Origin of the sequence: Streptomyces spiramenti (assembly GCF_012034385.1) — a bacterium.
GTDB lineage: Bacteria > Actinomycetota > Actinomycetes > Streptomycetales > Streptomycetaceae > Streptomyces > Streptomyces spiramenti.
Genome location: NZ_JAAVJB010000001.1, coordinates 77400 through 92963 on the forward strand (window position 1 = coordinate 77400; position 15564 = coordinate 92963).

The following is a 15564-nucleotide window of genomic DNA, read 5'->3' on the forward strand; positions in this document are numbered from 1 at the left end:
GGCCGCCGGGGTGCTCTCCGCCGGCGAGCCGCTGCCTTCCCCGCCCGGTTCACCCGTTCGGAGCTCTTCGACGGGCGGCGCGCCCGACGCGCTGCGAGCGTTCGTGGTCCCCCGTTCAGCCCTTTCGACGGGGGTCTCTCCGAACGCTCCGGGAAGTGACCGCCGATGACCGAGACCGCGCGCAGCGAACCCCTTGCACTCGATCGGGAGCAGCCGGGACGGCGGGCCGGCCCCGCCCTCGCGCTGCTCGTCGTGGCCGTCTGCCTCGTCGTTGGCCAGCTGCTGGCACGGCTGATCCTGCGGTCGTCCGGTGTCGACGGCGACTCCCTCGCGGGGCTGGGGCTGTTCAACGTGGTCGCCTTCGGCCCGACGGCGGCGCTCCTCGCCGCCTGGGTGGTCTTCGGCGAGCGGCGCCCGCTCTCCGTGCTCGGTCTCCGGGGCGGCAGCCGCTACCGGAAGATCGCGGCCGGGGTGGGCACGGCGCTGGTCGGCCTCGTGGTGCTGAACGTGGCGGTGAGTGCGCTCGGCCCGGGCACGGACGCCGCCGGTGAGGGGTCCGCGCCGTCGGTCACGGCCTGGCAGATGGCGTTGCTGCTGGTCACGTTCGCCGTCCAGGCGCCCACCGAGGAGCTGCTCTTCCGTGGCTACCTACTCCCGGCCCTGCGTGAACGGTGGGGAGTCGCGGCGGGTGTGCTGCTCAGCTCGGCACTCTTCGCCGCGGCCCACATGGCCAACCCGGGTGCCACCGCCGCCTACGCGTTGCTGACGTTCCTGCTGGGCGTCTCGCTGGCGCTGTGGACCCTGGCGGACGGAAACCTGTGGCGGGCGTGCGCCTTCCACACCGTCTGGAACTGGGCACCCGCCGCCCTCGGCTCCGGCGACGGCGACGGCGGTACCCAGGACGGCGCGGCGCTGGAGGGCGGGACGCTGGCTGCCGCGGCTGTCGTCCTCGCGCTCATCGCACTCGGCGCGCTGTGGGCTTACCGGCGCAGCGTCCGGCAGGTGAGCACCCGATGACGGCCGTCGCCCGCGGCGCAGCCCTTCGGCGCACGGCCCAGCAAAGGGCGGCGCAGTGATCACCGCACTGGCCTTCGCGCCCACCGCGGTCTTCTCCGCCGCCTTCCTGGTCTCCGTGCGGCAGGACCGCAGGATGTTCCGGAACGCCGTCCTGCTGGGGCTGCTGACGATCAGCACCGCGGTGGCGCTGTTGTTCGTCCGTCCGCGTCACGCGGAGTTCCTGCTGGCCCTGTACTTTCTCGGTACCGTGCTCGGCGGCCTGCTGTTGTCGTTCTTCATGGTGGTCAACGGGTTCGTCATGGTCCGCAAGGAGGGCCGCCGCCCCGCGAACCTGCTCTCCCTGCTGTTGGGCCTGACGATCGTCGGCGTGCTCCTCCTCCTGGAGAACCTCCGGCAGTCGGGGTCGCAGGCAGCGGCGACGGGCACAGGAGTGCTGCTCCTGCTGAGCGCCTACGTCGCCTTCCTCTTCGTCTGCTTCCTGGGCTACGCCTTCCTGTACGGACGCGTCCGCGTCCGCGGCGACGTCGACTTCGTCGTGATGCTGGGCTCCGGACTGCTCGGAGGCGATCGGGTGCCACCGCTGCTCGCCTCCCGCCTCCGGAAGGGGCTGGAGATCCACGACCGTCAGCTCCGGCGCGGCGGAAAGGCCCCCGTGCTGCTGGCCTCCGGCGGTCAGGGGACGGACGAACGGGTGGCGGAGAGCGCGGCCATGGCCCGCTGGCTGGTCGACAACGGCGCGCCGCCCGCCGGTGTGCGGGAGGAGGATCGGTCCCGGACCACGGACGAGAACCTCCGCTACAGCCGCACGATCATGGCCGCTGACGACCCGAACTACCGCTGTGTGGTGGTCACCAACAACTTCCACGCGTTCCGGGCCGCGCTCACCGCGCGGAGAGCCGGGGTGAACGGCCAGGTCCTCGGGTCCCCGACGGCCCGCTACTACTGGCCGAGTGCCACCATCCGCGAGTTCGTCGCGATCATGTGGCAGCACCGCCTCCTCAACCTCGCTATGGGCGTCCTGCTGACCGTCCTGGCCGTTCTCCTCAGCATGCCCGCATGGCGTTGAAAAGCTCGGCTCCGAGCTTCGGACGGCTCATCGGGGCGGTCCTGAGGACACCGGCGGGGGGGGAGGCGGCAGGCACTGCTCGCCCGGCGGCGCGGGAGCCGGGCACCGGGACGCCCCGGACGGCCGGGGGCGCACGGCAGACGATCCCACGAGCTCCGTTTATCGACACAACCGGTGGGACAGGTAGTCGAAGCCTGACCCGTAGCCACCGCGAAGCGGCCTCACCGCCGCAGCCGACCGTACAGCGCGAGAATCCACGCGGCGGTGCGCCACCGTCCCGGTCCCGGACACGGTCCGCGCCCTCGGAAACGCCCCGGGGCCAGCGGCGAAGCTCGAGTCGGAAAGCAGGGCATGCCCGCACACGGACCGTCCCAGCCGGACACGGAAGGCCCTCGTCCCGGTTCCGTCACCCTCCCTCTTCACACACTGCACCATTCTCTCAGCGACCCCTCGCTGGAGTCGATGAACGTCCTCAATGAGGCCTCCCGGCAGTACCCGGACGCCATCTCCTTCGCCGCCGGCCGGCCCTACGAGGAACTGTTCGACATCGCCCAGGTGCACCGGCACCTGGAGGAGTTCTGCCGGTACCTGGAGGCCGATCGGGGCTGGCACCCCGCACAGGCGCGCCGCGCCATCTTCCAGTACGGCCGCACCAAGGGCATCGTGCACAACCTGGTCGCGGCCACCCTCGCCCAGGACGAGAGGATGCGTGTGGACCCCGAGGTGATCGTCATGACCATCGGCTGTCAGGAAGGGCTCTTCCTGGTGGCCCGTGCGCTGCGCACCGACGCGCGGGGGGTGGCCCTGGCCGTGGCGCCCACCTACGTCGGTTTCGCGGGAGCGGCCCGGCTCGCCGAGTTACCAGTGCTGCCGCTGCGCGCGGGTCCGGAGAGCATCGGCCTGGATGACCTGGTGCGCACCGTACGGCGGGCGCGGAAGGTGGGGTTACGGCCCCGCGCATGCTATCTGGTGCCCGACTTGGCCAACCCGCTGGGCATCGGTCTGAGCGTCCTCACCCGCCGCGCGCTGCTGGCGGCCGCCGCGGAGTGCGACCTGCTCATCCTGGACGACAACCCCTTCGGACTGTTCTCCCTCCTTTCCGAACGCCCGCCCACGCTCAAGGCGCTGGACAGCGAGCGGCGCGTCATCCACCTCGGTTCGTTCGCCCAGACCGCCTTCCCCGGCGCTCGGGTCGGCTACGTCATCGCCGACCAAGCGCTCTCCGCGGACGGCGGGGCCGGGCTACTGGCCGACCGGCCGGCGGCCATCAAGAGCATGATCACGGTCAACATCTCTTCGCCCACCGGGCAGATCGAAACGGCGCTGACCTGCCGCACCGCGCAGTACGCGCCGGCGGCGGAACTGCCCGGCCGGCTGCGTGGGACGCTGACGACCATGGCCGGCGACCCGGACCGCCCGCTCTCCGCCCTCACCCGGTTCCCCGAGCCGGGCTCCCGGACGGGCGCGCCCGGAACCACCGCGCCGCCCGGGAACGGCACGTGGGGCGGTGCCGGATGACGGGGCCCGGAACCCCGGCCGGGAAAGGCGGCGACACGGCGCCGGCCACCCTGCGGGCCGGCCGTTTCCCCTTCTTCGTCGCCGCGCGGGCGCTGTCGGTCTTCGGCGACATGGCGGCCGTCGCGGCCCTGGCTGTCCATGTCTTCCAGGGCACCGGCAGCGGCCTGGCACTGAGCGGACTCTTCCTCACCCGGCTGCTGCCCCGGCTCTTCGGCGCGTTCGCCGGGGCCCTGAGCGACCGGATGGACCTGCGGCAGCTGATCATCGGCTGCGACATCCTGTCGGCGGCGCTGTTCCTGGTGATCGCCGTGGTCCAGCCCTCCTATCTGCTGCTCCTGCTGTTGCTGCTGGTCTCGGAATCGGCCGCGACCATCGCGCTGCCGGCCTCCCGCACGATGGCGGTGCGGGCATTGCCCGCCGAGGCCAGGACACGGGCCAACGGGGCGCTGATGGGCGGCATCACGGTGGGCTTCGCCCTGGGCTCCGCGTTCGGCGGTCTCGCGGTGGGGCTGTGGGGCTTCGAAGTGGCCATGTTCGTCAACGTGGCGACCTTCCTGGCCTCGGCCGGGCTCACCGCGCTGATGCGGCGCACCCCGCCCCTGCCACGGGACGGAGCAGCAGCCGGCGTCCTCTCCTCCACCGCACGGGGGCTGCGCACCCTGCGCTCGGACCGGCGGCTGCTCCTGCTGGCCGCGGGCCTGGTGGTGGTGCCCTTCGGGGCCGGACTCGACCGGGCCGCCCTGGTGCAGCTGACCCAGCAGGACCTGTCGGCCGGCCCCCTCGGCTACGGGCTGTCGCTGGGTCTGATCGCCGTCGGGGCGCTGCTGGGCTCGGTGCTGACCGGCCGCTGGCGAAAGCTGGACGCGACGGCGAAGGTCTTCCTCGGCGGCGTGGCCATCCAGGCAGTCGGCCACTTCGCGATCGGCGTCTCCCCTTGGTTCTCGGCGCTGGCGGTAGCCACTCTGATGGTGGGCTTCGGCAACGGCATCGAGTCGGTCTGCGGTCTGACGCTGATGCAGCAGCGCGCACCCGCCGAGATGGTCGGGGTGGTGATGGGCGTGGTGATGAGCGCGACCTTCCTCGCCGACGCCCTGGGGTCGATGGCCGGCGGCCCGCTCCTCGATCTCGTCGGGGCGCGCTGGACGTTCATGGCCGCCACCGGCGTCATGGTGCTCTGTCTGGCGATCATCGCCCGCTCCGGGCTGATGAGGGACGACGGGGACGAGTCCCCGTCGCCGTCCGCCGCCACCGCAGGATCCGCCGCCGGCCCCGCCGGCCCCGGGAAGGGATGAAGGGATGCCATTCGCCGACATCGCGCCGTCGCGGCTGGAGGACTGGCTGCGCGAACGCTGTTTCACCACCACCGTCGGCATCTCCAGTTCGGAAGTGGCGGACTACTCGCTGGGCGAGCTCCGCCGCCTGCTGAACCTCGCGGCGGAGGAACTCGACGCGATCCCGTTGCGGGACGGTCCCTCGCACGGCAGCCCCGACTTGCGCGCCGCCATCGCCGGCCGGTACGGCGTGCCGCAGCACCATGTCACGGTCTCCCACGGCTCCACCGAGGGCATCTTCCGGGCTCTCCGGCACTCCTGGACCCCGGTGACGAGGCCGTGGTGCTGCGACCGCTGTACCAGTCGCGGTCCCCGGTGGCCGCGGCGACCGGGGTCCGGCTGCGCACCGGGGACCTGGACGGCGCCGACGGGCTTCTCCGTTTCGAGCACCAGAGTACGGAGATCTGGCGGCCACCCCCAGGATGATCTTGGTCACCCCAGGAAGCTCAGCCGCACCTGACGGTCCGGGTTGTCGCCGTTGGTGTCCACCAGGCAAACGGACTGCCAGGTACCGAGTTCCAGGTGGCCGCCGAGGACGGGGAGCGTGGCGTGCGGGGGAACGAGGGCCGGGAGGACGTGGTCGCGGCCGTGGCCTCGGCTGCCGTGCCGGTGGATCCAGCGGTCGTCGGCAGGCAGGAGGTCACGAAGGGCGGCGAGCAGGTCGTCGTCACTGCCGGCGCCGGTCTCCATGACGGCCACTCCGGCCGTGGCGTGCGGGACGAAGATGTTCAACAGGCCGTCGGCGCCCGCGGCGGCCTCGTCGAGGAAACGTGCGCACCGGTCGGTGAGGTCGACGACGACCTCCGACCGGCCGGTGGTGACGTTGAGGACGGTGGTCCGAAGGGTGCTCATACGCTCAGGCTACGGGCGACCGCACCGGCCGGCGCGGCACCGAGGCCGCGCGGTCGCGCGGTCGCGGTGGCCTCCCGCCCCCTTCTGCCGCGGCGCGTTCGCGGCTACCGTCCATGGGAGCGCTCCCGCACGGTCCGAGGGGCGTCCGTCGCGCCGTGTGAGCACGGTGGGGCGCACCGCCGTCGTCCGGGCGGAACGCGGCGGTCGGGCCGGTCGAGCAACACACCCCCACACCGCAGCAGGAAGAGGCATCTCGTGAAGAGCCGCTCACGCGCCTTACCGACCGCCCTGACCGCGTCGTTCGCCTTGTTGGGCCTCGCGGCGCTCCCTCACGTCTCGCACGCCGCCCCACCGGCGGGGGCCGTCCAGCACGGTCCTCCCTCCCCCGCGACCGGCGATGCCGCGGGAGCCGGGGGCTCGACGGAAGCGTCGGACGCGACGGCGTCCGTCGAGGATGTCGTCGCGGCGATGCAGCCGGGGTGGAACCTCGGCAACACCCTCGACGCCACCGGACCGGACGAGACGTCCTGGGGCAACCCCCGGGTCACGCGCGAGCAGTTGCGGCAGATCCGGGACGACGGGTTCCGCAGCATCCGCATCCCGGTCACCTGGACCCAGCACCAGGGGCCCGCGCCCGACCACACCGTCAGCCCGGCCCACATGGCGCGGGTCGCGGAGGTCGTGGAGTGGGCGGTCGAGGAGGACCTGTACGTCCTGCTCAACGTCCACCACGACTCCTGGCAGTGGGTGATGGACATGCCGACCCGGCACACGGCCGTCCTCAACCGCTTCACCGCCACCTGGGAGCAGATCGCGGAGGAGTTCCGCGACGCGCCCCAGGAGGTGCTGTTCGAGAGCATCAACGAACCGTTCTTCGAGAACAGTTCGGGGGACGCGCAGAACGCGGCGCTGCTGCACGAGCTGAACAGTGTCTTCCACGGCCTGGTGCGGGACTCGGGCGGCGGCAACGCCAACCGCCCGTTGGTGCTCCCCACACTGCACACCTCGCCGGAGCAGGCGCGACTGGACGAGCTGGTGGAGACGTTCGACGAGCTGAACGACCCCGCGCTGATCGCCACGGTCCACTACTACGGCTACTGGCCCTTCAGCGTGAACGTCGCCGGTCACACCAGGTTCGACGCAACGGCGGAGGCGGACCTCTCCGGTACCTTCGCCCGGCTTCGCGACACCTTCGTCGACCAGGGCATCCCCGTGATCCTCGGCGAGTACGGGCTTCTCGGGTTCGACCGCGACACGGGTGTCGTGCAGCAGGGCGAGAAGCTAAAGTTCTTCGAGAGCTTCGGGTCCCACGCGCGTGCGGCGGGCGTGACGACCATGCTCTGGGACAACGGCCAGCACCTGGACCGGACCGCCCTGACCTGGCGCGACACCGCGCTCTTCGACCGGATCGCCGCCGGCTGGACCACAGACTCGGCCACCGCCTCCACCGACCAGGTCTTCGTGCGTGGCGGGGCACCGGTGCGGGACGCCGAACTGACGCTCCGGACCGCGGGGAACAGCCTGGTCTCGGTACGGGAGGGCGGGCAGCCGCTGGCCCCGGGGGCCGACTACCGGCTGTCCGGTGACCGGTTGACGCTGACGGCATCGCTGCTGTCCCGACTCACCTCCGACGGGGCGCCGGGCGTCGACGCGACGCTCTCGCTGGAGTTCTCCGGCGGTCTGCCCTGGGAGGTACGGGTGCTGACCCACGACACACCCGTGCTGTCGGCCGCGACCGGTTCCACCTCCGGGCTGACCCTGCCCGCCGCGTTCAACGGGGACCAGCTGGCGACGATGGAGGCGGTGTACGCGGACGGCGCCAACGCCGGTCCGCATGACTGGACTTCGTTCAAGGAGTTCGGAGCGGCGTTCACCCCGGACCCGGGCGCGGGGACCATCACCCTGACAGGTGACTTCTTCGCCGAGGTCCGCGACGGCGCGACGGTGACGCTGACCTTCCACTTCTGGAGCGGCGACACCGTGCGGTACGAGGTGACGCGCTCGGGCACCTCGGTCTCCGGCCTGCCCCGCTGAGGCCCCCGGCGCACGCCCCCGGTCCCGTGGTCGACGGGCCGGGGGCGCGCGCCGTCAGCGGGCGGCCGACCGCTCGGCGGACCCGGATCCCGACCCGGGCCACGTGTTCGGGGCGGGCGGCGGCACCGGGTGCGGCGCGGGCAGGGCGGTCAGCGGATCCGCCGCATAGTTGATGCGCACCACACCGTCGGTGTGCCGTTCCACTCTGGCCGCGACGTGGAAGACGTCGGCCATCACGCGTGGGGTCAGGACGTCGAGCACCGGCCCCGCCGCGTGGACACGGCCCTCGTCGAGCACCACCAGCTGTTCGCAGAACCGGACGGCGAGATCCAGGTCGTGCAGCACCGCCAGGGTAGTGACGCCGAGTCCGCGGATGAGCGCCAGGAGTTCGAACCGGGCGCGGATGTCCAGGTGGTTGGTCACCTCGTCCAGGACCAGCAGGTGCGGGTGCTGGGCGAGCGCGCGTGCCAACAGCACCCGCTGACGTTCCCCGCCGGACAGTCCCGTGATGTCGCGCTCCGCGAGGTGTTCGGCGCCGGTGCGTTTCAACGAGTCGGCCACCGCCTCGCGGTCCGAGGCCCCGGGACGGCCCATCATCCCGTGGTGGGGGGTGCGGCCGAGGGTGACGACCTCGGCGACGGAGAGCCCCGCCGCCGTGGTGTCCCGCTCCTGGAGCACGGCAGCGGTCCGACGGGCGGCTTCCCTGGGGCCGAGGCGCCAGACGTCGTCGCCGCCGACGTTCACCACACCCCGCCGGGGGCGCAGTGAGCGGTAGACGGCGCGCAGCAGCGAGGACTTGCCGCTGCCGTTCGGACCGACCAGTCCGACCAGCGCGCCGGGGGCGACCTCCAGCGTGACATCGTGCACCACCGGACGGTGGTCGAGGTGGACGGTGACGTCGTCGACGGTGAGTCTCATGCGGTGTCCATCCCCTTGTTGCGGCGCAGCAGCCACAGGAAGAAGGGGGCTCCCAGCAGGGCGGTGAGGATCCCCAGCGGTAGCTCGTTGGGCCGGTCGAGCGTCCGGGAGAGCAGGTCGACGAGGACCAGGTAGAGCGCCCCGGTGACGGCGGTCAGCGGGATGAGCCGGCGGTGGTCCGGGCCGGTGGCGAGTCGGACGAGGTGCGGGATCATCAGCCCGACGAAGCCGATGCCGCCGGCGACGGCGATCACCGTCCCCGTGATGAGGGCGGCGCACACCAGGAGGGCGCCGCGCAGTCGGTGGACGTCCACGCCCAGGGAGGTGGCCGACTCGTCCCCGGTCAACAGGGTGTTGAGCAGCCCGCCGAGGAGGCTGAGCGCGACGGCGCCGGCCACCACGACAGTCGTGACCAGGGGCAGCTGGTCCCAGCTCGCCCCCGCGACGCTGCCGAGCATCCAGAAGAGGACGGTGCGCAGCTCGGTGGGGGTGGCCCGGAGCTGGAGGTAGCTGGTGGCGGCGAGGAAGAGGTAGCCGATGGCCACGCCGGAGAGGACCAGCCGGGTGGGGGCCATTCGGCCGGCCTTGCGTCCGAGGGCGAAGACCATCGCGCCGGCGAGCAACGCCCCGAGGAAGGCGGCGGTCGAGACGCCGACGCCGCCGAGGGCGGCGCCGGAGGCGGTGGTCAGGGCGATGACGGCGCCGAGGGCCGCGCCGTGCGAGAAGCCGAGCACGGTGGGGTCGGCCAGCGGGTTGGCGACGACCGCCTGGAGCGCGGCGCCGGCGACGGCGAGTCCGGCCCCGGCGACGGCGGCGAGGACGACCCGGGGCGCCCGGAACTCCCAGACGATCTGTTCGGTGGCGATGTCGGAGACCGGGCCGCCGCCGGTGAGCCGTGCCAGGACGATGCGCCACACCTCCCCCGGCGGCACCTCGGCCGCACCCACGCTGATGGCGGTGATCATCACCAGGAGCAGCAGGGCGAGCAGGGGGAGCAACAGCAACAGGAGCGGCGGGCGGCTCAGAAGGCGTCGGGGTGCAGCATCCTGGCGATCCGGTCCACCGCCTCGTCGTTGTCGGGACCGAGGTACGCGGAGTCCGACAGCACGGTGTACGTGTCGTTCTGGGCGGCCGGCCACTGGGGGAACTCCTTCAGAAGGTCCTGGGCGTAGGACTCGGCGTCGGGGTCGTTGAAGCTGATGACGACGAGGGCCTCGACGTCGGTGGCGGCGACCGTTTCGCGGCTGAGGTCGGCGAAGCTGCCGTCGGTGGTGCCGGCGAAGACGTTGGTGCCGCCGGCGCTCGCCAGGATGTCGTCGTAGATGCCGTTGACGGCGACGGCGCTGAACTCGTTGGCACCCATCGACATGTTGGAGAAAAGCACCATGACCGCGGGGTGTTCGCGCCCGTCGACGGCGGCCTCGACGGCGGAGACGCGGTCACGGGAGGCGGTGACGATCTCCTCGGCGGCCTCGGGCACGCCGAAGACGGCTCCGAGGTCGGCGAGCAGGGTGTAGCTGTCCTCGATCGTCATCGAGGAGGTGTCCTGGTCGCAGCCCTGCGGGGAGATGTAGGTGTCGGCGCCGACCTTCGCGAGGTCCTCGCGGGTGGCGAACCCGTTGGTGGAGTCGAAGCCGTAGGCGGTGGTCGAGAGGACGAGGTCGGGCGCGAGGCCGAGCATCGCCTCCCGGGGGATGTCGTGGGCGTCGTTGGTCTCGACTCCACCGGTGGGGAGGTCGGCGATCGCCTCGGCCCGGCCCTCGATCTCGGACATGCCGTAGGACTGCTGGTTGGAGACGACGCGGTCCTCCTGGCCGAGGGCGAGGAGGGTGGAGACCTCCGCCACGGACGCGCCGTCCATCACCACGACGCGCTCCGGTGCCTGCTCGAAGGTGAGCGTCTCCCCGCAGTTCTCCAGGGTGACGGGGTATCCGTCACCGGCCGGGACGGCGTCGTCGGCGGCGCCCCCTCCGGCGCCGGTCTCTTCGCTGCCGGCGCACGCGGTGCCCAGCAGGCACATGCCTGCGGCGAGCGCGACGAGGGGGTGGCGGGTTCTCACGGGGGTGGCTCCTGACGGCCGGCGGGGTGGTACGCGGTGGGTCGGCCCGCCGGGCCGTCTGGTTCCCGCTCCGGGGTCGGTTCCCCCGAGGAGCCCGCCACCCTCCGTCAGGCCGGGGGCGGAGCGGGCAGCAGGCCGTGAGCGACGCAGTGGTCGAGCTGTCGGAACACCAACTCCCTGTCGACGGCTCGGTACGGCGGCGCCGAACCTGCCAGGGCACCGTGCAGGCGGTCGCTCCGGACGTGGCCCAGGCCGAGGTCGCCACTGCTCGGGGCCGGTCCGCCCGGTTGTGGGCCGAGCCCCGCGAGGGCGGCGCGGAAGGCACGGGAGCGGTCGTCGGCGGCGAGGTCCGGCGCCTTCAACCACTGCTCGATGTCGACCAGGTCGAGCGGGAAGCCGTAGTCGGTCGTCCAGGTCGCGAGGTCCGCGAGGGCGAACGGCCGGGTCGGCGCGTGATGGTAGACCGCTCCCCCGCTCGGGGCGTCCCGGTCCAAGAGGGCGGAGATCGCGCGCGCCACGTCGTCGGCCGGGGTCCACACCTCGTGGGCGAAGAGGCGCGGCAGTTTCCCGGCCGGCACCGACGTCCGCAGGACGCCGAAGAGGAAGTCGCGCGGGTTGACGACGCCGGTGGCGCCGGCGCCGACCACCCGGCCGAGCCGGTGCACGGCGACCGGCAGTCCCTCCGCGGCGGCCTGACGCGCCAGCTCCTCGGCGACCCACTTGGTCTGCTGGTAGCCGCTCAGCAGGCCCGGGTGGGCGGGGAGGAACTCCTCCGTGAGCTCCGGGGCGGCGGCCCGCGGCGGGGACACCGAGAGCGTGGAGACCAGGTGAAAGGGGACTCCGCGTGTCGCGGCGAGCCGGAGCAGCGAGCGAGTGGCCACCACGTTCGGGCTGCGCAGCGCCCGGTAGCCCCGCATGACGCTGACGTCGGCGGCGCTGTGCACCACGACGTCGCATGTCGCGAACAGGGCGGGCGGCCCGGCGCCGGCCGGGCCGGGGTCGAGGCGCTCCAGGTCCACGGCGACCGGCGTGAGGCGCCCGGACGCCTCCGGCAGGGGGAGCCCGAGCCCGGCGAGGACGTCGCGCAACCGCTCGCCCGCGGCGACGTCGTCGGCCGCGCGGACCGGGCAGACGACCTCGGCCGTGCCGCGCCGGAGCAGCTCGACGAGCAGGTGGGCACCGACGAAGCCGGTGGCGCCGGTGAGCAGTACCCGACGTTGCGGTGCCGCGGGCGGCCGGGTGGGGACGACGGCCCCTCGTACTCCCGGGCCCTCGGCGATGTCTGCCGCGAGTTCGAGCGGCAGACCCGCGCCCCGGGGCCGGGTGTCCGCGTGCTCGCCCTCCGGGCCGTCCCGTCGGTCGCTTCGCGACTCGTCGGCGGCGTGCAGGAAGGCGGCGAGGCCGGCGGGTGTGGTGTGCTCGAAGAGCCAGCCGACGCGGATCTCGCGGTCCAGCGCGGTGGAGAGCCGGTTGGCGGCGGCGATGGCCTGGAGGGAGTGCACTCCGAGGTCGAAGATGTCGGCGTCGACGGGCACGGGCGTCCCGCCGAGCACCCGCTGCCAGACGTCGGCGACGGCTCGGGCCAACGGCGCGCTCCCATCGGTCGGGGCGGGGGGCGAGGGCGGCCCGCCGTTCCCGGAGGTGGCCCCGCCGTGCCCCGGAGGGCCGGTGGGCGGGACGGCAACCCGGGCGGCGGCCAGCAGCGCCGCGCGGTCGATCTTGCCGTTGCGGTTGCGCGGCAGGCGATCGGTGAGGTGGATCGCGGAGGGGACCAGTGCGGCGGGGAGGGTGGTCCTGAGCAGCGACCGCAGCTCCGCTGCCAGGCCCTCACGGCCGCCGCCGGGGGCCGGGACGACGTGGGCGCTGAGCCTGCGGCTGCCGTCGGGAAGGGTCTCGCCCACCGCGGCGGCGGCCCGGACGCGCGGGTCGGCGAGGAGCGCCGTCTCGATCTCCGCGGGCTGGACGCGGTGGCCGCTGATCTTGATCTCGTCGTCGGCGCGACCTCGGTGGTGGAGCAGCCCGTCCGCTCCCACCTCGGCGAGGTCCCCGGTGCGGTAGGCCCGCGGCGAGCCGGGGAGCTGCGGCAGCCTGGTGAAACGGGCGCGGTCCGTCTCGGGGGCGTCCCCGTGGTAGCCGTCGGCCAGTCCGTCGCCCAGCAGGTACAGCTCGCCGTCGACGACTGCCGCGGCGGTGCCGGGCAGGGGCAGACCGATCGGGACGCTCCCGGGCGGTTGCCGGTGCAGGTCCGCGACGGTGGCGACGACGGTGGCCTCGGTCGGGCCGTAGGTGTTGAGCAGGCGGACCGTGTCGGGCACGGCGGTGCGCCAGCGGTCGACGCGTTCCGGGAGAGCGGCCTCGCCGCCGATGACGACCGTGCGGACGGAGGCGGGCAGCCGGGCGTGTCCGGTGCTCAACGCGTACACCAGCTCGTGCCAGTAGGCGGTCGGCAGGTCCAGCACGGTGACCCGCTGCCGGTCGCAGGCGTCCAGCAGCGCGGGCACGGAGGACAGCATCGCGTCGGTGCGGACGACGACGGTGGCCCCGGCGCACAGCGGGAGGACGATCTCCTCGATGCTGGTGTCGAAGTGGGGCGGGGCGAACTGGAGCAACCGGTCGCCGGGTTCCAGGCCGTAGCGCGGGACGGCGCCCGCCGCGAAGGAGTCGAGCGCGCGCCGCGGGACACGGACGGCCTTGGGCCGGCCGGTGGTCCCGGAGGTGTGCATCAGGTAGGCGGCGCCCTCGGGCGGCGGCACGGGGAGCGCGGCGGCGGGCCCGGCTCCTCGCCAGTCGGCCGGTGTCAGGCGAACTCCCCCGATGGGACCGGTCGCGCCGTCCGCGGTCACCGTGGCGACGGGGTCCAGCCCGGCGAGCATCGCGCGGAGCCGGGGTTCCGGTGCCGCCGGGTCCAAGGGGCAGTAGGCGGCTCCGGTGAGCAGCACGGCGAGCAGGGTGGTGACGGTGTCGACGCCCCGTGGCAGGAGGACCGCCACGGTGGCGCCGGGCGCGGCGCCGCGCCCGGCCAGGACGCCGGCGGCGGCGTGCGCGCGTTCGAGCAGTTCGCGGTAGCCGAGCCGCTGGCCGTCGTGCTCCACCGCGACGGCGTCGCCGTCGCTCGCGGCCCGGTCGGCGATCCGCTCCAGGACGCTCCGCGGTGACGGGTGGTGCGGAGGGCCGTGGAGGACCGCCAAGCCGTCCGCGCGGACGACCCCGACGGCGCGGTCGGGGGCGGCGGGCAGCTCGGTGAGCAGTACGCGGACGGCTCGGACCTGCGCGGCGAGCCGTTCGGCGTCGTACAGCCGCGGGTTGGCGTCGACGGCGACCCGGAGGCCACCGCCGTCGCCGCGGTCGTAGACGTTGAGGGCGAGGTCGTCCACCGGGCCGGCGGAGACGTTGTGGGCCGTGCCCCGGTGGGCGCCGAACTTCAGGTCGTAGGCGAACGGCATGATGTTGACGCCGGGTCCGGAGAGCCGTCGCTCGCCTCCCACCAGCCCGAGGTCACGCCGCAGTTGCTCGTACGGGTAGCGCTGGTGGGGCAGGCAGGCCCGCATCTCGGCAGCGGTGCGCGCGGCGAGTTGCCGCAGGGTGTCGACCGGTGCGACGGGGATCCGCAGCGGGATCACGTTCCGGACCATGGCGGGCACCCGGAGCGCGGCCGTCCCCAGGCGGTTCATGACGGGCAGGCCGAGGACGACCTCGTGGGCGCCGGTCTCCCGGTGGAGGTGGGCGGCGAAGACCGCGGTGAGGACTTCCGGCCAGCCGATCGACAGCTCCGAGGCGAGCGCGCGCAGCCTCCGGGTGTCGGCGCCGGGCAGGTCGAACATCTCGCGCAGGTGTCCCGGCGCGGGGAGGGCGGCGCGGTCGGCGGGCGTCGCCACGTGAGGCCGGTCGGCGAACCGCTCCGTCCAGAACGCGCGGTCGCGCTCTCGCCGTTCGGACCTGCGGTAGGCGGCGTCCTCGTCCAGCACCGCTGCCAGCGGTCCGAACGGCGCGGCGGGTACGGGCCGGCCCTCCGCGAGGGCGGTGTAGGTGTCGGCGACGCGGCGCGCGACGAGGGAGAGGCCGTAGCCGTCGAGGGCTATGTGGTGGACGCGGTGGTACCAGAGGTGCCGTGCCGGCCCCAGGGTCAGCAGGGCGTGGCCGGAGAGCGGGCCGGCGGCGAGGTCGACCCGACGGGCGACGTCCCGCTCCATCCACGCGCGGGCGGCGGCGAGGGGGTCGGGGGACCCGCTCAGCTCCACGTGCTCGAACGGGACGGGCGGCCCCCCGGGCACGGCTCGCGGCACGCCGGCGTCGCTGAGCGGGTAGGTGGCGCGCAGCACCTCGGTCTCGTCGACCACGCGCAGCACGGCGGTGCGCAGCAGTGCGGGGTCGAGGGGACCGTCGATGTCGATGTACTCGGCGGTGTTGTGGGCGGGACTCGCCGGGTCGAGCTGCTGGCCCGCCCAGGTCCCTTCCTCGGCGGTCAGCAGGGGGCGGCCGTCCGGTTCCGCGGTCTCAGTCACGGGGCGGTCCGTCCGCGGTGCCGCCCGGGGAGACCAGCTGCCACCACTGTGTGAAGGAGGTGCCCTCGGCGAGGTCGACGAAGGTGACGTCGGCACCCGCGGCGCGCCACCGCTCGGCGAGGGTGTGCAGGCGGAGGGAGTCGAGGCCGGCTTCGAGGGGGTTCTCGGCGAGGTCGATCTCGTGCGGATCCTGGTGGAGTTGCTCCGCGAGATCGGCTCGGAAGGTGTCGAGGGTGAGCGGTGTGGTCACGGTGGTCTCCGGTCCGG

The 15564-nt window shown here is 73.5% G+C and carries 12 protein-coding genes; 6 read left to right on the forward strand and 6 right to left on the reverse strand.

Translation table 11 applies throughout. From position 1 onward, the window contains the following. Positions 1-165 precede the first annotated feature (165 nt). The 5 genes from HCJ92_RS00125 to HCJ92_RS00145 all read left to right on the forward strand — a co-directional run bounded on the left by HCJ92_RS00125 (position 166) and on the right by HCJ92_RS00145 (position 5392). Entirely contained in the window at positions 166-1017 is an 852-nt protein-coding gene (locus HCJ92_RS00125; protein WP_167931263.1) for a CPBP family intramembrane glutamic endopeptidase, read from the forward strand. A gap of 55 nt (positions 1018-1072) precedes the next feature. Further along, entirely contained in the window at positions 1073-2083 is a 1011-nt protein-coding gene (locus tag HCJ92_RS00130; RefSeq protein ID WP_420824650.1) for a YdcF family protein, read from the forward strand. Positions 2084-2545: 462 nt separating this feature from the next. Further along, a complete protein-coding gene (locus tag HCJ92_RS00135; RefSeq protein ID WP_209310516.1) occupies positions 2546-3601 on the forward strand; it encodes an aminotransferase class I/II-fold pyridoxal phosphate-dependent enzyme in 1056 nt (351 codons plus the stop codon). Further along, positions 3598-4893 carry an MFS transporter gene (locus HCJ92_RS00140; RefSeq protein ID WP_167931265.1) on the forward strand — a complete coding sequence of 432 codons (1296 nt, stop codon included), beginning with the start codon at positions 3598-3600 and terminating at the stop codon, positions 4891-4893. Before HCJ92_RS00135 ends, HCJ92_RS00140 begins: the two co-directional genes overlap by 4 nt. A gap of 4 nt (positions 4894-4897) precedes the next feature. Continuing rightward, positions 4898-5392, forward strand: coding sequence for a hypothetical protein (locus tag HCJ92_RS00145; RefSeq protein ID WP_167931266.1), 495 nt, complete (start codon positions 4898-4900; stop codon positions 5390-5392). Here the strand turns inward: HCJ92_RS00145 and HCJ92_RS00150 are convergent. Continuing rightward, a complete protein-coding gene (locus tag HCJ92_RS00150; protein WP_167931267.1) occupies positions 5365-5784 on the reverse strand; it encodes a YjbQ family protein in 420 nt (139 codons plus the stop codon). The two genes, HCJ92_RS00145 and HCJ92_RS00150, sit on opposite strands and share 28 nt — an antisense overlap. A 468-nt stretch (positions 5785-6252) precedes the next feature. Between HCJ92_RS00150 and HCJ92_RS00155 the strand changes: the two genes are divergently transcribed. Next, entirely contained in the window at positions 6253-7818 is a 1566-nt protein-coding gene (locus tag HCJ92_RS00155; RefSeq protein ID WP_167931268.1) for a cellulase family glycosylhydrolase, read from the forward strand. Between the two features lie 54 nt (positions 7819-7872). On the opposite strand, the gene HCJ92_RS00160 is transcribed toward HCJ92_RS00155, so the two are convergent. The 5 genes from HCJ92_RS00160 to HCJ92_RS00180 all read right to left on the reverse strand — a co-directional run bounded on the left by HCJ92_RS00160 (position 7873) and on the right by HCJ92_RS00180 (position 15547). Continuing rightward, a complete protein-coding gene (locus tag HCJ92_RS00160; protein WP_167931269.1) occupies positions 7873-8736 on the reverse strand; it encodes an ABC transporter ATP-binding protein in 864 nt (287 codons plus the stop codon). After that, a complete protein-coding gene (locus HCJ92_RS00165; RefSeq protein WP_167931286.1) occupies positions 8733-9701 on the reverse strand; it encodes a FecCD family ABC transporter permease in 969 nt (322 codons plus the stop codon). The genes HCJ92_RS00160 and HCJ92_RS00165 overlap by 4 nt, the downstream gene beginning before the upstream one ends. A 56-nt stretch (positions 9702-9757) precedes the next feature. Continuing rightward, a complete protein-coding gene (locus HCJ92_RS00170; RefSeq protein ID WP_167931287.1) occupies positions 9758-10756 on the reverse strand; it encodes an ABC transporter substrate-binding protein in 999 nt (332 codons plus the stop codon). 146 nt (positions 10757-10902) lie between these two features. Continuing rightward, positions 10903-15297: a non-ribosomal peptide synthetase gene (locus tag HCJ92_RS00175; protein WP_167931270.1), complete on the reverse strand. Its 4395-nt coding sequence runs from the start codon at positions 15295-15297 to the stop codon at positions 10903-10905. After that, on the reverse strand, positions 15290-15547 hold the full coding sequence (locus HCJ92_RS00180) for a phosphopantetheine-binding protein (RefSeq protein WP_167931271.1): 258 nt from the start codon (positions 15545-15547) through the stop codon (positions 15290-15292). Before HCJ92_RS00180 ends, HCJ92_RS00175 begins: the two co-directional genes overlap by 8 nt. Between the last annotated feature and the right edge of the window lie 17 nt (positions 15548-15564).